Raw genomic sequence first — 24,685 nt, 5'->3', positions numbered from 1 at the left:
ACGACAACACAGGTAACAACGAAAGAAGGAGTTACCACTATGTACCAGCAAGAAAAACACAGAAATTCCTACGGGAATGTCTACTCAAAAACCCGGCTCTGGCTGACAAAGTCTTTGGCACCCCAAGCCATTGTTGTTGCGCTGTTGACTAGCGCCAGCATCGGGACCTGGGCGGGACAAGAAGCCTATCTCGCACAACAACAGCCTGAATGGTTACAAGTCGCCGCCTTGGTGGACGATGAAAAACAACCGCTATTACACCTGCAAGACCAACCAGCCAAACCCACTAGCAGTTGGGCTTTTGCATTCGATAACGATGTATTGGTACCGGGCCACCGCGATCAGGATTACACCTATGGGCTCAATTTTACCCAAACAGGTGCAAGTGCCCGCGCGGCTAGCCTCGCCTTAAATGAGCCATTGGTTGCAATAGATAGCTTGATCGGTTTTGAACATTCGTCGTTAAGCACCCAGGAAACCTTTAGCCGTGAAATTGGTGCATTTGGTTTTACGCCTGAAGATATTACGGTGAGTGTAGCTAATGCAGATGATCGCCCCTATGCCAGCCTGGTTTATCTATCCAGCTCGCGTGAACAGGTGGATTTGGTGGATAACATTGCCTGGAAAAGCACTCTTACTGTTGGGCTGTTAGGTTTGGGGCTGGTTGGTGAATTACAAAATATCGCGCATCAAGGTACCAACGGTAAGACAGCGCAGGGCTGGGACAACCAAATTAGTGAGGGCGGAGAATTAACTGGCCGTTATGTAATTGCCCGGCAAAAATATTTCGATAGTTTTGCAGAAAATGTCGAAGTAAAAAGTACTGTGCAAGCATCTGTAGGTTATCTGACTGAAGCAAGCTGGAGCCTGAGTATGCGCACCGGCAGGATTCATAGTCCATGGTCTTCGTTTAATCCTGAACTGGCCAGCTATGGTGAAAAGTCATCTTATTCCAGCAACGCAAAATCCGTAAGTGAGCGTTATTTTTGGGCGGGAGTTGCCGTTAAAGCACGTGCGTACAATGCGTTTTTACAAGGACAATTTCGCGATAGCGCCGTAACTTATGAACACCATCAATTAAATCCAGTGTTGGTTGAGGCTTGGGCGGGCTACACCTTTGCATTCAAACAAGGTTATCGAATCAGTTATGTATTGCGCGGACACAGTTCGGAAATTGAAGAAGGCGCAGGTGACCGCAATTTGTTGTGGGGTGGAATTATTATCGCACGGAGCATTTAACAGGGAAGATGAGAATTATGATTAGCGCAGCATCAGAAGGCATTGCCCATTTTTTAACAATGCCTTTGCCTCGCAACTAAACATTCAATTATTTTAATAAAGATGAGTTCAAAGCATCTATTTTAGGGCCAATTAATTTTTCTACGCTGTTGTGCAAATCATCTAAAGACACTTTCCGAGTTTTCATCAAATCACGTGTCACATCATCAATACTATATTTATTATTGCTGCGCTTACGAATTTCTTTGTCCAATTCATCCAGTAACACAACTGCGCGCGCAGTTACCGGCCCAGTAGATTTACTTTTGCGCAAGTGTTTTACCTCAGCGCCCCATTTGGCCAAATTTTTAATAATCTTACTGCGTCGCGACTTAGTCATGCCATCGGCGCGATATAACAACTCAAAAGAGTAAAACTCTGCGAGACCTTCCGCAATCCAATCATCATTGGTGTTAGCGGTAGAAGCACCACTAATGCGAGTAACCATATGAGTTAATTCGTGCAATAGCGGGCTAGTACCATTTTCACTAACCAAGGGACGATCTGAGTGCAGGAATAGTGAATTGGATGCGGACAAACCACCGCGCCACATAGGATCACCAGCACCGACCACTAATAATTTTTTAGGTGTATTTTTAAAGGCAGAATGAACTTCCGGCCATACAAAATTAAAAAAAGTGAGCGAATCCATACGTTGGAATTTTTCACCCTTGGGCGCACTAATTGCTATCGATGTTTTGGAAATACTGGCTCGGCGCGTACCTATTTCACCCGCAATCATCCAACCCGTCGGGCGGTCAAAGCGGCGGTCAGGGTTGTCTATTGCAAACAAGTTGTCCTTTTTTCTTGGCCAACCTGTTTCAACTCCCCCCCACTTTTCCGGCAGCACAATCTCTAAAGATGCTACCGAATAAGCTCCAGCAGCCTCGAATGTATGGATTGCAGGAATTAAATCGTCACCCCGAAATATTGCCCAGCTACCGGTGACAAGGGCATCAAACTTACCAGTATCGCGCTTATTAGTCAGGAGGACAAAATACGAGAGCTGTGCCCCTTCTTTTGGTAATACCCAATCCACTTGTTTACCAGTGATAGTCAATTTGCCATTTGCGCGGATATTGGAATAAATCCCCCGACTATTACTAAACCGCAGGTGCTTGAGCAATTCGCCTTTATCGACGCTAATCGTCACCATAGCGCCCTGCTTTGAAGGGACTAATGAAGCCCGGTACTTTAGCTCATAGGCCAGTGTATGGTGAATTTCATCTGCGGCCATCACTTGCGCGCCAGCCAACACTAGGACGCACAAACAGCAGACCTTACAAACAAACTGATTCTTTTTCAGGAAAAACAACATAACGCAAAAACCTCAATAAAAATAACCTGTTTTCAATGCAGTGTACTGTAATTATGAGTCCATGCGTTATCCGAGCAGACTCCCCCGATTATGCTGATTAAAACAACGGAAATGCGGAAAAGTGAATTTTACTGTAGTCAATTTCCTACAAACAATTAAGCTTTTTGCGACTATGCCATTGATACCTGTTAAACGATAATGATCACAACAAGGAGGCAACGATAATTTGACTTGGTCAGGATTGACTAATGGATACACCCAGAGAAGGAGCTTGGACATAAAGGATTATGCTAAGGAAGCAGTGGAAATGGATAACCAAGGAATGGGCAAGACAAGGAGTACAAGGGAATATGTCGCCGAAGGAGTTAGCCGCAAAGGATATGGAATAATGAAGGAGTTAATGGTGGCCCGACTATACACCTAAAGGAATACTTAAGGATCTTTACATATGGAACATGAATCGGACTAACTCAGGTGAACTTGGATTTTCAGCAGGAAGCTGAGGTAGCGTAAAGGCTACTGAATCCAATACTGGACGCGCTATGGGGCTTCTTTTAATTGGAAGCCCCTTTCTTTTTTTCCGAGCAACAGCTTTAAATCGAATTAAAAGTTATCGCTGAGGAACTTTTGCGCCAATCGTGCTGCATCATTACTACCAGCAGCCACTTCTGACAGCAACGACCTGGCTTTTGCCTTATCGCCCATCAAAAAATAAACCTTACCCAAATCTAACTGTGCATCTGGCACTTTTGCCGCACTGGGAAAATTTGCAATTAGCTCAGTGAACCAGCTCTTGGCTTGCGGGTAATCTTTTTTCAACATAGCAATTTTGCCCAACCAATAGTGGCTGTTACTGGCAAAATCCCCATTGGGAAAACGATTTAAATGCTCTTTAAAAGCAGCCACAGAGCCATCAAAATCTTTTTGATTCAGCAAATCATAAGCAGCCTTGTACACATCACTTTCACTGGCAGAATCAGGCAGCTGGGCACCAGAAACAGAAGCTGCTACAGGTACTGCAGTCGTAGGGGACACTTCTTCTATGCTTGCAGTACTAGTTACAGGACGCGTACTACCACCGGACAAGCGCCGGTCGAGATCCATGTAATTATCAAGCTGCAATTGTTTGAGCTGTTTCAGCTCATAGGATTGCTCCTCAAGCAGACCACGCAGTAGCGCTACTTCTTCTTGGAGGGCACGAATTTGGGAATAGACATCAGATTCAGCAGAGGCAGGCAGATCAGGTTGAGCCACCCCAGAGCGAATGCTCTGGGGTGAAGACTCAATAACCCGTACTTGCGCCTGTAAGACTGGAGCTGCAGCAACTAAGACAACAGCAAGCAGATTTTTAAGCATACGGGCTTAGACTCTTAGTACTTAACTTCTACGCGACGGTTTTGAGACCAAGAAGCTTCGTCGCTACCGGTAGCAGCTGGTTGCTCTTCGCCGAAGCTAACAACTTCCAGAGAAGAACCATTAACGCCTTGAGTCACGAGGAAATCGCGAACAGCGTTAGCACGTTTTTCGCCCAGAGCCATGTTGTACTCGCGTGAACCGCGCTCGTCAGCATGACCTTCCAGACGTACTGCAACTGAAGCACCTTTCAGCTTGTCAGCGTGAGCCAACAGAACAGCGCGGCTTTCAGCAGTCAAAGCGTATTGATCGAAGTCGAAGTAAACAACGTTTGACAGTGTAGCTTCTGAAGATGAAGTATCGGTAACAGCAGTACCGGTAGTTGCAGTTTCAGTGCCTTTATTGTCGCTGCTTGAACAGCCAACCAGGAAAGACATAACAACAGCCAAAGTAAGACCTTGCTTGATTGCTTTGGTGATCATGTGTGTGTAACTCCAATGAAGTTTTGATCTGTTTTACGGGGATTTAGTTAAAGAATGGCGACCATGCGGGTTCCCGCACATCACCTTGTTTTGGGGGCTGGAGGATTTTGACACGCGCATCAAGAGACACGGCTGCCAACACTCCCTTACCACCAGAACGAGTCGCATACATCAGCATAGCGCCATTGGGCGCTATAGTAGGCGATTCATCCAAATTTGTCTCGGACAAAATGCGTAAATTGCCAGATTTTATATCTTGCGCGGCGATATGGTGGGTTGTACCGGGACGTTTATTCAACATAACCAGACTTTTGCCGTCTGGCGATACACGCGCACGCGCATTATAGTCACCATCAAAAGTTACGCGTTCCTGTTGCATGCTCGCAAGATGCACCTGATAAATCTGCGGTTTTCCGCCGCGATCCGAGGTGAAAAATAAAGAGGCGCCATCAGCAGCCCATGAAGGCTCATGATCAATTGCAAAATGATTAGTTACACGAGTTAATTGACGCGTCAACACATTCATTACATAAATGTCGGGATTACCGTCTTTTGATAACGCCATGGCCAACTTCTGACCATCGGGCGACCAAGCTGGGGCACCATTCAAACCGCGGAAATTAGTCATCTGCTGGCGCCGCCCCGTCGCTATATCCTGAACATAAATAGCAGGTTTGTTATCCACCTCAAAAGATACATAGGCAACACGTTGGCCATTGGGTGACCACACAGGAGACAGCACGGGATAACGCGACTCCAACAGCATACGCGGACGAAAACCATCAATATCTGACAACATCAAACGGTATTTTTGCGGTTTCTTAAAAGCTTCAACATAAATCAACTTGGTAGAAAAGATACCGCGAATGCCAGTAATAGTTTCGTATACCTTGTCGCTGATATGGTGTGCCATATCGCGCAATTGCGCCTCTGTCCCATCAACCGTCAACTTGGCAAATACACGTTTTTGTTGGACGACATCAAACAACTCGTAGCTCGCATAATAACGGCCAGCTTGTTGAGTGATCGAGCCAATCAATAGATATTCGGAGCCCAGCGCTTTCCAATCGCGATAATGCACTTCTGCCTCAGTGCGTGGAAACGCCAACATACGCTCCGGGTCAGTCGCTTCAAACTGGCCCGAAAACTCCAAGTCATTACCCACAATTTTGCCGATATCTTCTGGCAAGCGGCCACCCGTCCACGCAAAAGGCACAACGGCAATCTTGGTGGGGTTATCAACACCCTTGGTGACAAAGACGATATTCTGGGCGCTTGCAGAAATCGCAACCACAAACAGAAATGCACTGATTATGTATCTCACTGACGTAAATCCTCTGGATTAAAAGCAAATTGGAAATGACGGAAATTTCTCTCAAAGACATCTATAGGTACATCTTTGATTTCAACAAATCGTTCTACTTTTTTGATCGCCTGTTCAGCGGCATTATCAAACGCAGAATTACCACTGCTTTTTGCAAGCTGAACACCGATAACCTGACCATTCGGGAGCATATCTATATTAAACACGGCAACCATACCTGCACGCGCGGATGGTGGGCGACTCCAGTTTTGCGCAACGCGCTCTGATAATAATTCGTTGTAACTTTTAACGTTGGCATCGTCATTAGAATCAGCTATATGCTTTTCCTCTTCCTGGCGAGCAGCCTGAATACGGCGCTGTTCTTCCTCGGCTTCTTGCTCACGCTTGGTCTTTTTCAAGGCCTCTGCTTTGCGTTTGGCTTCTTCCTCAGCTTTTTTCTTTTTTTCCGCTTCTGTTTGTACTGCCTTGGCTTTAGCTGCTTTTGCCTGTTCATCCTTAATTTTTTGCTGCTTCTGTTTTTCAGCCTCCGCAGCTTTAGCTTGCTGCTCTTTTTGGCTTTGCACTAATGCCTCTGCTTCTTTGCGGCGCTGCTCATCTTGTTTTTTGTTGTTTTTTAAATCTTCGTAGGCTTTTGAATCCAATATTTGCTCTTTGGTTTGCTGGGGCGCTGCTTTGGCCTTAGGTTTAAGGTCAACCAGAGTAGCTGTCACATAATGCGGCTTATAAGGTTCTTCCTTCGATTTAAGGAAATCCCAATTACCTAAAAACAGAACCAACAATGTACCGTGTAAAAAAACACTCAATAATGTTGGCAGTGAAAACGATTTTTCCAACTTCATAAAAAACCTAGCGCGGCGGCTCCGTAATCAAGCCAACAGAGGGAGCTCCTGCCAGTTTTAATTCGCCCATTAAATTAACGATAACGCCATACTCGACTTTTTTGTCACCTTGGACAAACACCAGAGTATTGGGCTTTTCTGCCAGAACTTTACTGACAATCGATTTAATCTCTGCCAGCGGACGCGGTTTTTCAGGGTCACCGGCCAAATCGATATAAAAACCACCATCAGCTTTTACTGAAACAGTAATTGGCTCATCTTCTTTGCTTTCAACCGGCTCTGATGCAGCTTGCGGCAATTCTACTTTGATACCTTGGGTCATCATGGGTGCTGCAATCATAAACACGATTAACAACACCAACATAACATCAATCAGCGGTACCACATTGATTTCCGCTTTGAGTTTCTTTTTGATCGGTGGTCCAAATCCAGACATGTTTTTAACCTGTTTCTCAATAAACGTAAAACAGCGTTATTTGCTGTGAACCTGACGATGCAAAATTGCAGAAAATTCTTCTGCAAAAGTACGATAGTTACTTAACAGATTTTCAGCACGTGCCGAAAACTTGTTGTAGGCAAGTACCGCCGGAATAGCGGCAAATAAACCCATTGCCGTTGCAATGAGCGCTTCCGCAATACCCGGTGCAACGGTGGCTAAACTAGGCTGGCCAGCATTGGCGATATTCAGGAAAGACACCATAATCCCCCACACAGTTCCAAACAAACCTACATAAGGGCTTACCGAGGCAACACTGGCAAGAAACGGTAAATTTTCTTCCAGCTTTTCTTCTTCACGCGCTAACGCAACACGCATCGCACGCATGGAACCTTCCATTACTGCATCTGAATCGGCACCAGCTTGTTGACGCAGACGGGTAAATTCTTTGAAGCCCGCGCGAAAAATATTTTCGATTCCCTCAACGACTTCATTGCGGCCATTGCCTTGGCGATAGAGTTGGTTGAGGTCAATCCCCGACCAGAATTGTTTTTCAAAGAAGCTGAACGCCGCTGAGGCCTTTCGCTGATAAATTTCACGCTGGAAAATCATCACCCAGGAAATGACCGACGCCAAAAATAAAATCAGCATGACCATTTGTACTAAAAAACTGGCCTCCAGAATGAGGTGCAGTATCGACAGGCTTTGCTTGGTTTCTGGCATAGTATTAATTAACTCTTTTCGGTTTGACTGTGGAAAAATTGATCAAGTTGACGATGCATATCAGTGGGAATTGCACTTGGCTTCATGGAAGTGGCATCAACGCAGGCGATACGGATTAGCCCTTCGCACAATAGCTCACTACCACGCAGCACCTGCTGCTTAAATTCAACATTGGTGCGCGCCAACTTTTCAATTTGTGCAGTTACTTGCAATTGGTCATCAAGACGGGCGGAACGGCGGTAGTTAATTTGTGCTGAATGTACAACCAGCAACATGCCTCCATCCAAAATTGCGGGCTTATGATAGCCCAAACTGCGCAAAAATTCTGTACGGCTGCGCTCCATGTACTTCAGATAATTGACGTAATAGACGATGCCACCAGCATCCGTGTCTTCGATGTAAACCCTTAACGGGATACTAAATACATGCATAACTGATTTAATCCGCAGAATCCTGTAACCGTTTTGGGATCGGCATACCGAAATACAAATAGGCATTATTGGTTAAAATTCGACCGCGCGGCGTGCGTGCCATAAAGCCTTGCTGTATGAGGTATGGCTCTATGACATCCTCAATAGTTCCACGATCCTCGCTAATAGCTGCCGCCAAACTTTCCACACCGACAGGACCACCATCAAAATTATTCATCATTGCAGTTAACAAACGGCGATCCATATGATCAAAGCCGCGTTCGTCTACATTGAGCATATTGAGTGCGCTATCGGCCATTTGTGCGCTCACAGTACCATCGCCTTTCATCTCGGCGTAATCGCGCACACGGCGCAATAAACGGTTGGCGATACGCGGTGTGCCGCGCGAGCGCTTGGCGACTTCAGCTGCGCCCTCTATATCCATCTTCACCCCCAAGAGCGCCGATGAACGCGCGACTATATGGGTGAGATCGGCGACATTATAAAACTCCAGACGCTGAACAATACCAAAACGATCGCGCAAAGGTGATGTCAGCAAGCCCGCGCGTGTCGTTGCTCCGACTAACGTAAATTGCGGTAAATCCAATTTAATCGAACGCGCTGCAGGGCCTTCGCCGATCATGATATCCAATTGGAAATCTTCCATCGCCGGATACAGAATTTCTTCCACTACCGGGCTCAAGCGGTGAATCTCATCGATAAACAACACATCACCCGGCTCGAGATTGGTGAGCAGCGCCGCCAAGTCTCCTGCCTTTTCCAATACCGGGCCCGACGTGCTTTTGAGCGAAACATTCATTTCGTTGGCAATAATATTGGCAAGTGTGGTCTTTCCCAATCCGGGCGGCCCAAATACCAGCGTGTGATCCAGTGCCTCACCGCGTTTTTTTGCCGCGCCGATAAAAATTTCCATCTGTTCACACACGGCGGGTTGTCCAACATAATCGGCGAGCGATTTGGGGCGCACCGTGCGATCAAGATGGTCTTCGCGCTCTTTGGCAACAGGGGCAATCAGGCGATCTGTTTCAATCATCGTTATTAACCAGGTTGAAAATTATCCAGCGACAATACCTATGTCGCACGTTGATTATCCAGCGATAGAGCGCAACGCCATACGGATTAACTCTTCGCTCTTGGCATCGGGCTTTTGTTTAGCGGCAAGCGAAATCATTTTCGCGGCATCTACCGGTTTGTAGCCCAGCGCAATCAAGGCGCTCTCTGCCTCTGCAAAGACATCATTGTCGCTAGCGATACTTTGGATTTCGCTGTGCGCCAGTAAATCACTCTGCGGCATATCCCAATTTTTCAAACGGTCGCGCAATTCAATTACTAAACGTTCAGCGGTTTTTTTGCCGATACCGGGGACTTTGGTCAAGGCAGTTATGTTGTCATCGCGCACACAACGGGCGATATCATCCGCTTCCATGCCCGACAAAATCGCAATCGCCAACTTGGGGCCTACGCCATTTACCTTAATTAAAGTGCGAAATAACGAGCGGTCGCGCTGCTCTGAAAAACCAAATAGTTGATGCAAGTTTTCTGTAATCGACAAATGCGTATGCAACACCACTTCATGGCCAAGTGACGGCAGACGATAAAAAGTGGTCATGGGTGCTTGCAACTCATAACCCACGCCCTGAACATCTAACAGCAAATAAGGCGGCTGCTTTTCCAGCAAAATGCCACGCAAACGTCCAATCATAATGAATCTCTTCGCTCGTTCCAGTCGAATCTATCTTAAACAATGCGGCCGCGCCGAAAACTACTGGAGCCTGCCGCCATACGAATTAAATGATCACGCGTATTGGCGTGGCACAGTGCAACTGCCAATGCATCGGCCGCATCCTCTTGCGGTGCAGCCGGCAAACGCAGCAGGGTTTTCACCATATGCTGCACCTGCAGTTTATCTGCAGCACCGTTACCAACAACGGATTGTTTCACCTTGCGCGCTTCATATTCCGATACCGGCACATTCTGCGCTGTCGCCGCCACAATCGCCGCTCCCCGCGCCTGCCCCAGTTTCAACGCGGAGGACGCATTTTTGGCCATAAATACTTGTTCGATCGCCATTTCTTGTGGGCAATACTGTTCAATGATTTGGGTCAGGGAATCGAAAATGACTTTGAGGCGTGCAGGCAACTCGTCCGTATCCTTCATGCGAATAACGCCGCTGGTGATGTATTCCTGCTTGCTGCCGATGACATTGATAATGCCAAAACCAGTTTTGCGGGAACCTGGATCGATGCCGAGAATAAGCGCCATAGTTGTATCTATATACAGTTGTATTGGCGGCAGTGTTGCACGTGAATTGGGGTGACGCAAGTGGGATTTACTGTAGAAAAGCGGACACGCTAGAAGCCGGTCTTAGACCGGCTATCAAAAATCTGCCACCAATTGTAAATTTACCCTCTGCCCATCTGGAAAAGTGACATGCATCGAAGCCGACTTCTGATCCTCAACTAACATTCCCGGCGATGAAATCAACTGATACTCACCACCAACAAAATTATAAATTTTCGCATTGACCAGCAAATGTTCGCCTTGGCGATTGGTAGTGAACAACATCCGAAACTGTTCATCCAATTTCATTTCGCTTTCCTTGCCTATCTCATTCAACAACATCATGTCTGAATAGACACGGCCAGATGCTTCAATGGATAAGCTCACCATTACCTGCTCAGCCGCAGCGCTCGACCACCAACCTGCAGCAACCAATACTGCGCCAATTACACCAATCGCGCCCCATAATTTATAACGGCGCGACTTGGCAGGAGTTGTTTCCTCGCTCGCAATCGGTGCCTCCATTAATACCGCAAGATCAATATTCAATGCCGCCGCCAGTGCACCAGCCGATTCCATTGATGCATCCCCCGTGCGTTCAATCCGCTGCACAGTGCGCATACTTAAATCCGCAACCTCCGCCAAATGGCTTTGCGTCCAGGCACGCAGCTCGCGCTCGCGGCGCAATATTTCTTTATTGATTTTCATATCCATGACACCCACCTCGCTAAGATTAAAAGCCGTCAGATTTCGCTATATCTGGCGTTTTGTATACGACAGCAATACGACACAGCGGCGTTTACCCATAGTGAGATCTTAATTAACCCAACTGCTCCATAATTTCTTCTGAGATATCTGCGTTAGTGTAAACGTTTTGCACATCATCCAAATCTTCGAGCGTGTCGATCAAGGCAAGGATTTTTTCAGCAGCGTCCTTATCAAGATTGACCGTGAGCGAGGGGATCTGGGTGATTTCGGCCGAGACGGGATTCAATCCAGCGCTGGCGAGTGCATCTTTTACGCGGAAGAAATCCTCGAAAGCTGTCATTACCTCAGCAGAGCCATCGTCATTGATAACAACATCGTCGGCACCGGCTTCGAGCGCCGCTTCCATTAATGCATCTTCATTAATACCTGGCTCAAAACTGATTTGGCCTTTACGTGCAAACAAATAAGAAACTGAGCCGCTGGTACCGAGGTTACCGCCCTTCTTATCAAATGCATGGCGTACATCGCCCGCAGTGCGGTTGCGGTTGTCGGTCATACATTCAACGATAAAGGCGACACCGTTTACGCCGTAACCTTCGTAGGTGAGCTCTTCGTAGGCATCGGATTCATTGGTGCCAGCACCACGGGCGATGGCGCGCTCAACTACATCTTTTTTTAAATTGTTGAGGTAGGCTTTTTCAACTGCAGCACGCAATCGTGGATTGTCGGCAGGATTGGGGCCACCTTTAGCGGCAACAGTTAGCTCACGAATAATTTTGGTGAAGATTTTTGTGCGCTTGGCGTCCTGACGCGCCTTGCGGTGTTTCATGTTTGCCCATTTGGAATGTCCGGCCATTGCACAGCTCCAACTTGCAGATTATTAACGTGGGGGTAATAAAAAAGGGCGGGCAATTGCCCACCCTTTCCAGATCAACAAAAATTACATGCCATATTCAGGGGTATCTTCTGCAACAACAGCTTTTTCTTTCTTGCGCAAACGAATATGCAGGTCGCGCAATTGCAATTCATCTACAGTGCCCGGTGCATCAGTCATCACACAGGCAGCGCTTTGGGTTTTCGGGAAAGCGATCACGTCGCGGATTGAGCTTGCGCCCACCATCAGCATAATCAAACGATCCAAACCAAACGCCAAACCGCCGTGTGGCGGAGCGCCGTAGGCAAGTGCGTCGAGCAGGAAGCCGAATTTTTCGCGTTGCTCTTCCGGTGAAATTCCGAGGATTTTAAATACGGCTTGCTGCATGGTCGAAGAATGGATACGCACCGAACCACCGCCCAATTCAGTACCGTTAAGTACCAGATCGTATGCGCGGGACAATGCATCACCCGGGCTGGCAACCAGTTCGTCCGGTGTACAGCTTGGTGAAGTGAATGGGTGGTGGATTGACGTCCAGCCGCCCTTGTCGTCTTCTTCAAACATCGGGAAATCTACTACCCAGAGCGGTGCCCATTGCGTGGTGTATAGGTCAAGGTCTGCGCCCAGTTTGCAACGCAGTGCACCCAAGGCTTCGGTTACGACTTTGTGTTTGTCTGCGCCGAAGAAAATCAGGTCGCCGTTTTCTGCACCAACGCGATCCAAAATGGCCGCGCGTACTGGCACTGGCAAGTTTTTCACGATCGGTGATTGCAAACCTTCTTCCAGATCAGACTTATCGTTGACCTTGATGTACGCCAAACCTTTCGCACCGTAAATACCAACAAACTTGGTGTAGTCGTCGATTTGTTTACGGGTCAACTTCTCATTACCACCGGGCACTTTCAATGCGGTAACGCGAGATTTTGGATCATTAGCCGGGCCAGCGAATACTTTGAAATCCACTTCGGTTACCAGGTCTTTGATATCAACCAATTCCAGGGGGATACGCATGTCCGGCTTGTCTGAACCGTATTTGGCAATTGCTTCCGAGAACGGCATGTGATTGATTTCAGCAAACTCAACACCGAGCAAATCTTTGAACAATTCGCGGAACATACCTTCGGTAATTTGCATGATCTGGTCTTGCGACATGAATGAAGTTTCGATGTCGATCTGGGTAAATTCCGGCTGACGATCAGCACGCAAGTCTTCGTCGCGGAAGCACTTGGCGATTTGGTAGTAACGGTCGTAACCAGCCACCATCAGCAATTGCTTAAACAATTGCGGAGACTGTGGCAATGCAAAGAATTTACCGTCGTGGGTACGCGATGGAACCAGATAATCGCGCGCGCCTTCCGGAGTAGCGCGAGTCAGGATTGGAGTCTCAACATCGAGGAAGCCATTGCGGTCCAGATAGTTGCGGATCACGCTGGTCACTTTGCTGCGGAAACGCAGATTTTTCTGCATTTCGGTGCGGCGCAAATCGAGGAAGCGATACTTCAAACGGGTCTCTTCACCCACGTTGGAATAGGAATCCAAGGGGAAAGGCATGGTTTCCGCTTCGTTCAGAATAGTCAGCGCAGTACCGTAAACTTCGATTTCACCAGTGGCCATATTTGGGTTAACGGTGGAAGGTGCACGAGCGCGCACTTTTCCGGTCAGCTGCAGCACGTATTCGCCACGCACTTTATCAGCTAAGGCAAAATTCTCTTTTGCATCTGGATCGAACACCACTTGCACAATACCTTCGCGGTCGCGCAGGTCGATAAAGATCACACCACCGTGATCACGACGACGATCAACCCATCCACAGAGGGTCACTTCTTGATCGATAAACGAGGCATTTAAAGCGCCACAGTATTGGCTGCGCATAGCGAGTTCCTGATGTTTTAAGAAAATATTTATAAGAAAGTATGTGTAAATTGTTATCTAACAAATGGCCAGCTTGTTTAACTGGCCGTTGTTGTAGTGCTTGAAGTAGCACTTGACACGCTGCTGGACGATCCGGCATCGCCCGCGAGATTCTTTCTCTTGCCCGATTTGAAATCGGTCTCATACCAGCCGCCGCCCGACAAGCGGAAACCCGCTGCTGAAATTTGCTTTTTGAGGCTGGCTTTGCCACATGCAGGACAATCCACCAAAGGAGAGTCACTTAACTTTTGTAAAGCCTCCAGCGCATGGTTACAGGATTCACATTGGTATTCGTAAATAGGCATGCAACTACCCCGGATTAACAGATTAACGTCTAAACATCTAAAAGGATGCGGACACCCTAAAAGAAGGGTCGCGATTGTATCGTAAAAGCCATGGCGCGAGAACCACGCCTGCAGGATATGGGCACACCGACCAGAATTTAAAGTCGTACTCACCTAAAAGTGATTGCTTGAATCACGGAATCTGTGAATGACGCATACGCGCTTGCACTCGCGATGCATGGCGCACCACCCAAGCTGGCATTGCGTTCTCGTATTTACGCGGATTGGGCAGCATCACGGCCATGCGCGCTGCTGCTGATGGACCTATCTGCGCTGCCGGAACGCGATAGTAATGCCGCGCCGCCGCTTCCACACCGAAGACACCATTGCCCCACTCCACTACGTTCAGATACACCTCTAATATGCGGCGTTTATCCCAGAGCAGTTCGATCATCAGTGCGACTACCGCCTCTTCCGCCTTGCGAATATAGGAGCGGGAGGGCGACAGAAACAGGTTTTTGGCAAGCTGCTGAGTGATGGATGAACCACCGGCGACGGATTTGCCTTTGCGCTGGTTCTTTTTTAAGGCCTGTTCAATACCGCGCAAATCAAACCCTTGGTGCTGCATAAAACGGTCGTCCTCCGCTGCCACCACGGCGCGTTTCAAATGGGATGAAATCTGCGCATAGTCCACCCATTGGTGCTTCAACTCTGCTTTCGGGTTTTTCTCGCGCAGTTCATCCAGCCGGATCGACATAAAACTCGTTTCATCCGGATTCACCCATTTCCACACCAGAATATGGGCGAACAGCCACAGTTGGTAGGCAAGCAATAGCAGCAGTAGCCATTTGAGCATTCGCCCGGTAGTGCGCCAGAATGTTTTCATGGCTGGATCACTGAATTTGCTCTTGTTGCTGTACGCGTTGTTTCATGGCTTCAGCCGCCGCACGGGCTTTATCGAGGGCAGATTCCTGAACAGTTGCGGGCGCTACATCTTGCTGATCGGCAATAGGGGCAGATTCTTCCGGCGCGGAAATAGCATTGCGAACATCGACTTCAATTTCTTCAGCATCGCGGGCAACTGGCTTATCACCAAAATGCACCTGACCATTGGCATCCGTCCATTTATAGACTTTGGTGGAGGCAACTGGCTCAGGCTCAGAAACCTTATCCGATACACTTTTCACCGCTTGTTTAGCATCGGCGGCCAACTGGTCAGGTGAAAACAACTCCCGTAAATCGACCAGCCAATCATCACCCATTCGTTCACGCATATCGCGCAGCGGCATCTGCCCGGTTTTGAGATAGACGAGGTAATTGCCAATAAAAAATACCAGCAACAGCACAACCACGGATTTAAATAGCAGACGAAACATAAAACTCCTTAATTAAGTAATCCAATTGTTAACGGAGATCAATACCAATGCTGCTGCCTTCATAGATAAGCTGAAAAAATTGCAGCGCATTAGCACAAACAGGGCTGCGCGAGCGCCCAGTGGTTAAATCAAACTCTATCCCGTGCATAGGACAGCGCAGGACATTATCGCTACAGGTTGCATGCGTTAACGGTGCCCCCGCGTGCGGACACTGGTTTCTGATCAAACAGGTTTTGCCATTTTCGTGTAGCAATAGAAAATCCTGGCCGACAAGTTTGACCGGTTTGCGATAACCATCGTGGAGCTGGTGTATTTTTTCCAGAGCGACAAACGGCATGACACATCCTCATTTGTACAACTTATCAGGCGGCACCCATTCTGGCGATTTATCCGGCAAGACACCAGAGCTGCAGACTTATCCGACAAATTCTAGCCACAAATGCCGTGCAAACAGATAGAATGGCGCCATCTACTTGCATAAATACCCAGCATCGTTTGCCTGTGCTTTATTGTGCTTGAGTACACGATTACCAGAGAGCTATTCGGTAAGTTTTTGCACCTTTATGCGGCAGCCTTGTTATGACTGATCCACTCTACCTGGAGCGTTTAAAACAGTTATCGACGCGCCTGGTATCTCTGCAAAAGCCCATTCGTATTCTCGATGCCATCAAATGGCCACAGGGAATTGAGCAGCGTTTTCGCGAGCAACAAGGTAGAGAGTTACCGGCATTGGGCGCTGATTTTTATCAGCAACAAAAACTCGGGTTTGAGCCGGATACGGTTAGCCAATTATTAAAAGAATTAAAAAGTGATGTGCGGCGCCAATTGGGGCGCGACGATGCGCTGGGTAAAATCCTGCAAGCTACCATCGACCAGTACCAAATCGTAATCGAATTATTGCGCTACCGCGGCACTGGCCAGTTTGGCCATTTCAGTCGTCAACTCTATGGTTCAGCGAGCGATAATTTGCGCGGTGATCGCAAAACCCTGCGTCAGATGGGCGAGCGCTTGTGCCATATTTTTTCGCTGCCGGCGGTGGAGCATTTAAATCGCCCTTATACCAATCACATTAGTTCGGAAGAAGCAGTCACCATTTTACGCGCGCGAATGACCGATTATTTCGGTGCAGGTGAAGTACGGGTACAGATTAGCGACGATATTGTGTCGGACGCTTCCGCTGGTGGTGACTGTATTAAAGTGAATCGCCGCGCCTCATTTTCTGAACTGGACTTGCAGGTATTGGAGGTACACGAAGGCTGGGTGCATATAGGCACTACACTCAATGGCCGAGAGCAGCCATGGGCAACCTGGTTGAGTGTTGGATCACCGAGGATTACTGCGATTCAAGAAGGAATGGCAGTATTATTGGAAACGCTAACCTTCAGCTCTTTTCCACAGCGCGCGCGGCGCATCAGCGACCGGGTTGTCGCTGTGGATTTGGCAGAGCAAGGCGCTGATTTTTGCCAAGTGTATCGCCACTTTATAGACAGAGGCGTGAGTGAGCACGACAGCTATCGCGTAACCCAACGTGTTTTTCGTGGAGGAACACTGACAGGCGGCTCAGTGTTCACCAAAGATATTTCTTACGTAAAAGGATTTGTCGAAAATGTTAATTTTATTCGCAGTGCAATTCAATCCGGCGTACCGGAAGTTATACCTATGCTGTTTGTCGGCAAGGTGACGCTGGATGATTTGCCACTGCTCTACGAGCGTCATTTGGAGGGCGTAATTGCTGCACCTAAATATCTGCCGCCCATGTTTAAAAATTTAAATGGTCTATATGTGTGGTTTGGATTTTCGAGCGGCATGTCAGTGATGAATATCGCGCGCGTACAGCAGCATTTCAGCAAGCTGTTCGATAAAATGCCAACCCCTGCCCCCCAAGCCGCCGACACAGATGCCGAAATCGATTGAGTTTGATTGTAAATTATGACGTATTACAAAGTTGTACTCTCAGGTGAGAATATTTTTTTTGAAAACGCGAGCCGCATGGATAGCGATGCGCCGGAGCCGGTTATTGGTTTTATTGCCTGCAAGCTAATAAAAACTGATAGTGAAGAATTGGCGGTTGCTATCGCCAAGCGAGATCTGCTAGTACATTGGAACCACAGCTTCAATTCAGACCGAAAATTAGGTATGCCCAAGCTGGCAGTGGAATATATCGGCGAAGTGCGCGGCTGGTTTAAACCCAAAAGCACCAATGACTACTACTGGTTTACCGATAACGACCACAAACAAACGCAGCTGGAAAAATTCACTCAGCCCCCGCGTCAGTGGTTTTGGCGCAGTGCAACGCAAAAATCCACAGAACAAAACGACGAGTGAAATAACAACAAGTAAAATCAGGCTGTCGCAGCAACCACTTGGGCAGGATCAATCAGCTGCAAGAGTGTTGCGCGCAGACCAGGAGAATTGATTTCTTCACTTCGCGCAGAAAGCGGTGAATTACCCACCCACTCAAAACGCCAACGCAATAAATGTGTTGCACCATCCACGTCACGCACTTCAACCAACTCAAAGCGGCGTGCGTCCAGAGCAAATTTTTCGCGCAACTGGAAGGCAAAAGGTTCGGCATTTTTGCCGACAAAACTGGAGGCTTGCTGGGTAGGTGCGGCGACGAATACGTAATCGCGCCCCTGATATTGCGAGTGACAGACACCGAGGCGGACTTCTTGCCCAAGACGATTGTTTAACGAAGTATCCACAAATAAAGGATTCATCAACATACAAGGTTCCGCTGCGCTTTTTATTGTTGAGTTGATGCCCAATCGCTACACCACTCACTGGTTGATTTTTCGCCACCCGGTTCCAAAAAGTCCCTCTGCTGCGGCGAGGCGGCAGTCTACGCACAATTTATGACAGTTCAAGCAAAAGCTATGATTGACACTTTGGCGATAGGATCGGGAATAACTTTGTTACTTTATTGCCAAGCGAAGGAAACACCAGTGACAAATCCTCCGGTTTGCTATGTATCTGCGCAAAGGCAATCTGCTAAAGTTGAATACTAAGGCTGTAAGCAATCTGAATAGTTCCTTAATTCATCTTGCTCAGGGTAAATTATTTTTGCTTATTTTTAGCCGTATATTTTTCCATCGACACGTACCAGCCCTAATCACAATCGCACCACAGCCATACAGATCAGAAAGGAATAATCATGACACTAACGCGCCTGCGCACTGCATTACGCTCACTATTCTCCTGTGCTTCCCTAATAGTTCTCATCACCATTTCCGGCTGTACTTATGTTTCCCAGGGTGTGCTGGTCGACAGCGATCGCCACGCAAAAGTGGCCGAACACGACAGCTTTGGCGATAGCGCCGAGCGCGTGGTCTACCCGGAGCAAAATTGGAGTGGCGCAGATAGCTTGTGGTTTTACAACGTAACCCAAGGTTCCAACCTGCTTCCCTACGAACTTTTTTTACATCTCGAAACCGCCGACAGTGAATTGCTATTCCGCAGCGACGAGAACATGAATCGCCTGCGCTACCTGCCGCAAAAAGAGAGCTTTGCAAACCCGGACGGTTTACCCGTGGGCTGGGTAAAAGATGAGCATAAAGGTCAAGAGTTTATTGGTTTTACCTGCGCAGCCTGCCATACCAGCCAAATCAATTATCAAGGTGTTGCCATCCGCATTGACGGCGGTGCAACGCTCGCGGATATGGAACAAATGCTGAAAAGTTTGGCAATGGCACTACAGGCGAGCCTCGAGCAGCCGGAAAAATTTGATCGCCTCGCACAAAGAGTTCTCAAAACAAAATACCCGGATGATAAAGAAGCCTTCCGCGTACAACTTGCGGAGGCGGCGCAGCAAATCGCCAGTTACAACCAGATTAACGACCCACGCCACGGCGACCAATCTGTTGCTTACGGTTATGGCCGGCTGGATGCGTTTGGCCGCATCTACAACCGTGTACTCGCCCATCTCACACCTAAAGAACCTAACTTTAATCCTGCCTGCGCACCCGTGAGCTACCCCTACCTGTGGGACACTCCGCAGCACGACTTTGTGCAGTGGAATGGTGTGGGCGACAACGAATTGGCTGGCCCTCTGGGGCGCAATACCGGCGAAGCGCTTGGTGTGTTTGCGCAATTTGACCTAGATAAAAAGAAAGGTGATATCGGCTATCGCTCATCGGTGGCGGTACGCAACCTTACGCGGATGGAGCGCCATCTGGAGAGCCTCTGGTCACCGAGCTGGGAAGAGTTGGCAAAACAAAATGTATTGCCACCAATCAATCAGGCGCTCGCCGAGCAAGGGCAGCAGGTGTTTATTGAGTACCAGTGCCATACCTGCCATGAAGCCATCGACCGCACTGACCCCAATCGTCGCATTATTTCGCAGTTTGCGAGCCTGCAGACCATAGGCACCGATCCTTATATGGCGATGAATGCACTCAAATACAGTGGCAAGATGGGCTACTTCGAGGGCGGACGAATCAATCCATTCAAGCCCGACCCGCGCTTCCAACCGTCAGGAGCCGTATTGCCAGCCTTGAGTGGCGCAGTGGAGGGTGTGTTAGTCGAACCCGATCACGACAAGCTGTTTATCCGCCGCTGGGCGGAAAAGCTCTACGATTTGATCGCCTCTATTTCCGATAACCCCATCAAAAAGACCGAGCGCCATCTGGATTTTGAGGTGGTCAATAAAAACAATCCAGCCACGCTCGTCGCCTACAAAGCACGCCCACTCAATGGTATCTGGGCAACAGCGCCCTATCTGCACAACGGCTCGGTGCCCAGTTTGTACGAGCTGTTTATGCCAAGCTGTAGCGATGCTGAAATTGCCAGCGGTAAAACCTGTCGCCCCAATCGCTTCACTGTGGGCGCGCGCGAGCTGGATGCCGTCAATGTCGGTGTAGTGCAACGCGACCCGGCGCAATATCCGGAGTTGTTTGTGTTTGATACCAGCCTGCCCAGCAACTCTAATAAGGGACATGAATACGCAGCCGGTGTTACTCCCGTGTTTGTTCTGGATGCCAACGGCCGCCCGGTTAAGGATGCGCAGGGCAAGCCCAAAATGCGGACATTGCAGCCGATTAGTAATCATCAACGCTTGGCCTTGGTGGAATATTTAAAGACCCTCTAATCTTCCTCAACCTCATCGCCCTCTCTAATGAGGGCGATGAGGTTCGTGATAAACAGCTCCAGCCTTCACAATTGCTCACAACTTCTTTCACGTAATTCCACTAAATTACCCGCGCTGATCAAAATCACTGAACCAATCCTCTGCTTTGACGGTCTTTAAGCCACCTCACTATGAGCGAGAACAAAACACCCGTGCCTGGTCTGTGCCCGAATAATGCTGGCGATTTGATTGACACCAAGCGCCGCGACACACAGAATCACCGACCAGTTTTAAACCTCAGGAACCTGCTGAATGAATATTGATCGTTTCTCACCGCTGCTAAAGCGCACCTCCCTGCTTCTTTCACTGATGGCAGGCTCTTTTTTACTCGCCGCCTGCGGCGGTGGCAGCGACAAAAAATCCTCGGCAAGCTCGTCATCTATCAACAGTTCATCCTCACTGCGCAGCAGCTTCGCCGCTGCGTCGGTGCCAGCCAACGGCTCAGGCATCTGGCCAAGCGTAAAAGTAGAAGCGCAAAACCCTAAAGTACTCACCTTTCAATGGAGTGCTGTCGAAGGGGCAACCTCCTATAAACTTTATAAACGTGATGCGGCGACGGGTGGTGTAACGCAAATCGGCGGCGACCTGACCAACACCCAGGCAACCGATGAGATAGGTGTGCATGTTCACGACTGGGTCAACAACTATTATTACGTTGAAGCCTGTAATGCAGGGGGTTGTGCACAACAATCCGGCCTGGTCTTTACTGCTACAGAAATGATTAAAGCGATTGGCTATCTCAAAGCCTCCAATACCGATGCCAACGATTTATTCGGATGGAGCATTGCACTCTCAGCGGATGGTAAAACACTTGCAGTAGGTGCCCCTGCTGAAGACAGCAAAGCCATTGGCGCTAACGGTGAACAGGCAGATAACGACAGCACCAACGCTGGCGCTGTCTATGTATTTATTAAGGAAAATGGTGTTTGGGTACAACAGGCTTACCTGAAAGCCTCCAACACCGAACAACCAAATATAAACACCGCGCGCATGCTGCCCAATGACCGTTTTGGATTCAGGGTGTCCTTATCAGATGATGGGAATACCCTCGCTGTTTCGTCGCTTCTGGAAGACAGCCCTTCGACCGGTATTAACTGCAATCAAGACAATTATGAAGTAACCAGTTATGCCTCTTCGTCCGACCCATCTGACGACTTGATTTTAGCGAATGATTACAACACCGGCGCAGTCTATGTCTTTACGCGCAGCGCTAGCGAGTGGACTCAGGATGCCTACGTAAAATCCAGTTATTTCAAATCTGAATTGCGTTTTGGCGAGACTATCGCTCTCTCCGGTGACGGTAAGACCCTCGCCGTGGGTGCCACCAGCGACAGCCTTGCGATAAGCGGCATTCTGAAATACGCGGCATCTTCTATGCCAGAGTGTTTTGAATACTACCCATCGAGCAGCTCATCAATTAGCAGCACCAGCTCATCCAGCACCTCAAAGTCAAGCTCATCCTCTTCATCCAGTACTTCAAGCTCCAGCTCAACCAGCTCTTACAAAGGCGGCACCAACTCGGGCTCGGTACATATCTTTGTTCGCCGTGCGGATGGCTGGATGCAAGAGTCATTTGTTAAAAACTCCAACGCTCAACAGGGCGATGCATTCGGCACCAGTATTGCGCTGTCAACTGACGGCAACACTATGGTAGTTGGCGCTATTGGGGAGGACAGCCAAGCCAAAGGCATTAATGGCAACCAGGCTGACAACTCCTGCTACTACCCTGACAGAGAGTCGCTCTATGTACTGGATCTCACTTGCGCCGACGCCTTCTACGAAACTTACGGCATAAACAACGGCGCAGCCTATGTATTTACACGCAGCTCGGGTGACTGGGTACAAGAAGCCTACCTCAAACCGGCCTCGACCTTCTTCACCACCCTGTTCGGTTCGAGTGTCGATATTTCGGGTGATGGCAACACCCTTGCGGTGGGAGCTAAAGGCGACAGCGGCGTAGTGATCAATACCGACGACCCCAAAAATATTGATAAGGCCGCAGTGCAAGAGGCAGCCAAATTGCTGGGTTCCGGCTCAACGTATGTATTTTCGCGCAGCGGCACAACCTGGACGCAACAGGCGTACCTCAAACCATCAACTGTTAGTGTTGCCAGCGAGTTTGGTGGCGACGTGAGTTTGTCGAACGACGGTAACACTCTTGCTGTTGGCGCCTTCCGCGAGGCTAGCAATGCCAAAGGTATCAATGGCGACGAAGGGGATACCAGTGCTGCGCGCGCCGGTGCTGTGTTTGTATTCACTCGCGACAACACGGTGTGGACACAGAAGAGCTACGTCAAAGCCAGCAACACCGATACCGATGATCGATTTGGCTTGAATGTAGATTTGTCAGCCGATGGTAAAACAATGGCTGTTGGTGCGCATCGCGAATCTGGCCGCGGTTATGCAGCTGCATCCAGTGGTGCCAGCACTAGCTCAACCGCGAGCAGTAGTGGGGCATTAGATCAAAACGACAATTCCGCTGAAGCAGCCGGTGCGGTCTATTTGTTCTAAAGCTTAACAAGCGATTAAAAAAAACGGGATGCAATTGCATCCCGTTTTTTTTGGCCGCTTTTTAATTGGCGCGCAATTTTTACCGCACTAATGTTGCCAGATTAGCGTATATCCGGTTTCATTTTCTGCTGCAACAAACTCTGCGCACACCCATAAATCCCCCACTGCTACCAACTTATCGCCGCTAAATACCAGCGGTACTTTGTCGCGCAACCAGGGCTCAAGCTCGTACTCCTGCAACAATTTTTTTAATGTTTGCGAATGCATTCGGTCTGCTGGCTTGCAGCGCTCGCCGCCCTCACGATAGCCGATGCGCATATTCGGCAATCCGGTTTTCAAACGCGGTTTTATATCGCGCTCAACCAATTGCATGTGCAATTCCAATTCCGGCAATTGCAGCGGCAAGGCATATAAACGTTCGCGATAGGTTTGCAGCGCAACATTGCCCCAAGCCACACGAGTTTGTGCATCCTCGCGGCCACCAAAAATTTGCTGTTCGATCTGCTGCCAATGCAATTGTTCAGGGGTAGTGTGGTTAATCAAGCGCAGCCAGTAACGCAATACATTTTGCTTGCGTGCGGGCGATAACCCCAGCAGCGCATTTAGTTCAATGCTCTGCCCCACACGCTCCGCCAAGGGTTCAGCGCGCACCAAATCCTCGCGCGCAATTTCTTCCATCACACTTTCTTGCTGCGCGCACAATTCAGCGGTCTGCTGCCATTTACGTTTAAATTCCGGCCAGCGGCTATGCAACAACGGCATAACTTGATTGCGTAAAAAATTGCGGTCGTAATCGTCATCCAGATTACTTTCATCATCCACCCAACGGAGTTGATGAGTCAGCGCATAGGCCTCTAATTCCGCGCGCGTAAAATGCAGCAGCGGCCTTGCCAACCATCCTGCGCCGAGTGCGCGCACCTGCGCCATAGCCGCCAAACCGCGCGGGCCAGTGCCGCGCATTAAGCGCAGCAAAAGTGTCTCGGCCTGATCATTGGCGTGATGTGCTGTTAACAGGTAATCATTAGGTGCGATATTTTTTTCAAATACTGAATAGCGAGCCATACGCGCCGCATCCTCAATACCTTTGCCGGTATTTTCCACGCGGACTTTTTCGGCGTGAAAAGCAATTGAGAGCTGCGCACAGAAATCCGCGCACTGTGTTTGCCATGCATCAGCGTTGGGGGAAATCTGGTGATTGATATGCAGCGCGCGCAATTGCACCGGCAAGTGCAATTGCGCCAAGGCATGGAGTAACACGGTAGAATCCAGACCGCCGCTAAACCCTATCCACCAGATAGCGGACGGTGAAGTAAGGATGGGTAGATAAGTGCGCAATTGTTCAGAGGTAAAAGCCATAACAACAGCTGCCCATAAATAAATCAGTGAATGCACACATTAAAGCGGAAAGCATAACAAATAAAAACCCTGCCTT

25 protein-coding genes are annotated in these 24,685 nt (G+C 48.7%); 5 read left to right on the top strand and 20 right to left on the bottom strand.

Annotation, left to right across the window (positions count from 1 at the left end; all coding sequences use genetic code 11):
* Window positions 1-39 precede the first annotated feature (39 nt).
* Window positions 40-1,239 (top strand): lipid A deacylase LpxR family protein, encoded by a 1,200-nt coding sequence (locus tag B4E62_RS18965; protein ID WP_331353165.1) that lies wholly within the window; start codon window positions 40-42, stop codon window positions 1,237-1,239.
* A gap of 88 nt (window positions 1,240-1,327) precedes the next feature.
* Here the strand turns inward: B4E62_RS18965 and B4E62_RS18960 are convergent, their stop codons facing one another.
* The 18 genes from B4E62_RS18960 to B4E62_RS18875 form a co-directional block, all read right to left on the bottom strand.
* Window positions 1,328-2,515 carry a hypothetical protein gene (locus B4E62_RS18960; RefSeq protein ID WP_331353164.1) on the bottom strand — a complete coding sequence of 396 codons (1,188 nt, stop codon included), beginning with the start codon at window positions 2,513-2,515 and terminating at the stop codon, window positions 1,328-1,330.
* A gap of 684 nt (window positions 2,516-3,199) precedes the next feature.
* Window positions 3,200-3,952 carry a YbgF trimerization domain-containing protein gene (locus B4E62_RS18955; RefSeq protein WP_331353163.1) on the bottom strand — a complete coding sequence of 251 codons (753 nt, stop codon included), beginning with the start codon at window positions 3,950-3,952 and terminating at the stop codon, window positions 3,200-3,202.
* Between the two features lie 14 nt (window positions 3,953-3,966).
* The gene (gene pal / locus B4E62_RS18950; RefSeq protein WP_310075762.1) at window positions 3,967-4,431 is read right to left on the bottom strand and encodes a peptidoglycan-associated lipoprotein Pal; all 465 of its coding nucleotides are present in this window, start codon (window positions 4,429-4,431) and stop codon (window positions 3,967-3,969) included.
* A gap of 43 nt (window positions 4,432-4,474) precedes the next feature.
* The gene (gene tolB, locus B4E62_RS18945; RefSeq protein WP_310075764.1) at window positions 4,475-5,755 is read right to left on the bottom strand and encodes a Tol-Pal system beta propeller repeat protein TolB; all 1,281 of its coding nucleotides are present in this window, start codon (window positions 5,753-5,755) and stop codon (window positions 4,475-4,477) included.
* On the bottom strand, window positions 5,752-6,594 hold the full coding sequence (tolA, locus tag B4E62_RS18940; protein WP_310075766.1) for a cell envelope integrity protein TolA: 843 nt from the start codon (window positions 6,592-6,594) through the stop codon (window positions 5,752-5,754). The genes tolB and tolA overlap by 4 nt, the downstream gene beginning before the upstream one ends.
* Before the next feature lie 7 nt (window positions 6,595-6,601).
* Entirely contained in the window at window positions 6,602-7,030 is a 429-nt protein-coding gene (gene tolR / locus B4E62_RS18935) for a protein TolR (RefSeq protein WP_310075767.1), read from the bottom strand.
* A gap of 36 nt (window positions 7,031-7,066) precedes the next feature.
* On the bottom strand, window positions 7,067-7,753 hold the full coding sequence (gene tolQ / locus B4E62_RS18930) for a protein TolQ (RefSeq protein ID WP_310075768.1): 687 nt from the start codon (window positions 7,751-7,753) through the stop codon (window positions 7,067-7,069).
* Between the two features lie 8 nt (window positions 7,754-7,761).
* On the bottom strand, window positions 7,762-8,184 hold the full coding sequence (gene ybgC, locus B4E62_RS18925) for a tol-pal system-associated acyl-CoA thioesterase (protein WP_310075770.1): 423 nt from the start codon (window positions 8,182-8,184) through the stop codon (window positions 7,762-7,764).
* A 7-nt stretch (window positions 8,185-8,191) separates the two neighbouring features.
* Window positions 8,192-9,217: a Holliday junction branch migration DNA helicase RuvB gene (gene ruvB, locus B4E62_RS18920; protein WP_310075772.1), complete on the bottom strand. Its 1,026-nt coding sequence runs from the start codon at window positions 9,215-9,217 to the stop codon at window positions 8,192-8,194.
* Window positions 9,218-9,271: 54 nt separating this feature from the next.
* Window positions 9,272-9,886, bottom strand: a complete 615-nt coding sequence (gene ruvA / locus B4E62_RS18915) for a Holliday junction branch migration protein RuvA (protein ID WP_310075773.1) — start codon at window positions 9,884-9,886, stop codon at window positions 9,272-9,274.
* A 35-nt stretch (window positions 9,887-9,921) separates the two neighbouring features.
* The gene (ruvC, locus tag B4E62_RS18910) at window positions 9,922-10,446 is read right to left on the bottom strand and encodes a crossover junction endodeoxyribonuclease RuvC (protein WP_331353162.1); all 525 of its coding nucleotides are present in this window, start codon (window positions 10,444-10,446) and stop codon (window positions 9,922-9,924) included.
* A 114-nt stretch (window positions 10,447-10,560) separates the two neighbouring features.
* A complete protein-coding gene (locus B4E62_RS18905; RefSeq protein WP_331353161.1) occupies window positions 10,561-11,178 on the bottom strand; it encodes a helix-turn-helix transcriptional regulator in 618 nt (205 codons plus the stop codon).
* A 106-nt stretch (window positions 11,179-11,284) separates the two neighbouring features.
* Window positions 11,285-12,028: a YebC/PmpR family DNA-binding transcriptional regulator gene (locus tag B4E62_RS18900; protein ID WP_331353160.1), complete on the bottom strand. Its 744-nt coding sequence runs from the start codon at window positions 12,026-12,028 to the stop codon at window positions 11,285-11,287.
* A gap of 84 nt (window positions 12,029-12,112) precedes the next feature.
* Window positions 12,113-13,918, bottom strand: a complete 1,806-nt coding sequence (aspS, locus tag B4E62_RS18895; protein ID WP_331353159.1) for an aspartate--tRNA ligase — start codon at window positions 13,916-13,918, stop codon at window positions 12,113-12,115.
* A gap of 77 nt (window positions 13,919-13,995) precedes the next feature.
* Entirely contained in the window at window positions 13,996-14,262 is a 267-nt protein-coding gene (locus B4E62_RS18890) for a zinc ribbon domain-containing protein (RefSeq protein ID WP_331353158.1), read from the bottom strand.
* A gap of 172 nt (window positions 14,263-14,434) precedes the next feature.
* The gene (mtgA, locus tag B4E62_RS18885) at window positions 14,435-15,127 is read right to left on the bottom strand and encodes a monofunctional biosynthetic peptidoglycan transglycosylase (RefSeq protein WP_310075784.1); all 693 of its coding nucleotides are present in this window, start codon (window positions 15,125-15,127) and stop codon (window positions 14,435-14,437) included.
* 7 nt (window positions 15,128-15,134) lie between these two features.
* A complete protein-coding gene (locus B4E62_RS18880) occupies window positions 15,135-15,617 on the bottom strand; it encodes a DUF4124 domain-containing protein (protein ID WP_331353157.1) in 483 nt (160 codons plus the stop codon).
* 28 nt (window positions 15,618-15,645) lie between these two features.
* Window positions 15,646-15,954: a Rieske (2Fe-2S) protein gene (locus B4E62_RS18875; RefSeq protein ID WP_310075787.1), complete on the bottom strand. Its 309-nt coding sequence runs from the start codon at window positions 15,952-15,954 to the stop codon at window positions 15,646-15,648.
* Window positions 15,955-16,196: 242 nt separating this feature from the next.
* Between B4E62_RS18875 and B4E62_RS18870 the strand changes: the two genes are divergently transcribed.
* Entirely contained in the window at window positions 16,197-17,531 is a 1,335-nt protein-coding gene (locus tag B4E62_RS18870; protein WP_310075790.1) for a flavohemoglobin expression-modulating QEGLA motif protein, read from the top strand.
* Window positions 17,532-17,546: 15 nt separating this feature from the next.
* Window positions 17,547-17,942: a hypothetical protein gene (locus B4E62_RS18865; RefSeq protein WP_310075793.1), complete on the top strand. Its 396-nt coding sequence runs from the start codon at window positions 17,547-17,549 to the stop codon at window positions 17,940-17,942.
* A gap of 17 nt (window positions 17,943-17,959) precedes the next feature.
* Here B4E62_RS18865 and B4E62_RS18860 read toward each other — a convergent pair whose 3' ends face one another.
* Window positions 17,960-18,343 carry a hypothetical protein gene (locus B4E62_RS18860; protein ID WP_310075794.1) on the bottom strand — a complete coding sequence of 128 codons (384 nt, stop codon included), beginning with the start codon at window positions 18,341-18,343 and terminating at the stop codon, window positions 17,960-17,962.
* Between the two features lie 428 nt (window positions 18,344-18,771).
* Between B4E62_RS18860 and B4E62_RS18855 the strand changes: the two genes are divergently transcribed.
* Window positions 18,772-20,703 (top strand): di-heme-cytochrome C peroxidase, encoded by a 1,932-nt coding sequence (locus tag B4E62_RS18855; protein WP_331353156.1) that lies wholly within the window; start codon window positions 18,772-18,774, stop codon window positions 20,701-20,703.
* Between the two features lie 291 nt (window positions 20,704-20,994).
* On the top strand, window positions 20,995-23,253 hold the full coding sequence (locus tag B4E62_RS18850; RefSeq protein WP_331353155.1) for a hypothetical protein: 2,259 nt from the start codon (window positions 20,995-20,997) through the stop codon (window positions 23,251-23,253).
* An 87-nt stretch (window positions 23,254-23,340) separates the two neighbouring features.
* On the opposite strand, the gene tilS is transcribed toward B4E62_RS18850, so the two are convergent.
* The gene (gene tilS / locus B4E62_RS18845; protein ID WP_331353154.1) at window positions 23,341-24,609 is read right to left on the bottom strand and encodes a tRNA lysidine(34) synthetase TilS; all 1,269 of its coding nucleotides are present in this window, start codon (window positions 24,607-24,609) and stop codon (window positions 23,341-23,343) included.
* Window positions 24,610-24,685 lie beyond the last annotated feature (76 nt).

The organism is Cellvibrio sp. UBA7671, assembly GCA_002483145.1.
GTDB lineage: Bacteria > Pseudomonadota > Gammaproteobacteria > Pseudomonadales > Cellvibrionaceae > Cellvibrio > Cellvibrio fibrivorans.
This window is presented reverse-complemented; position numbering and strand designations above follow the sequence as displayed.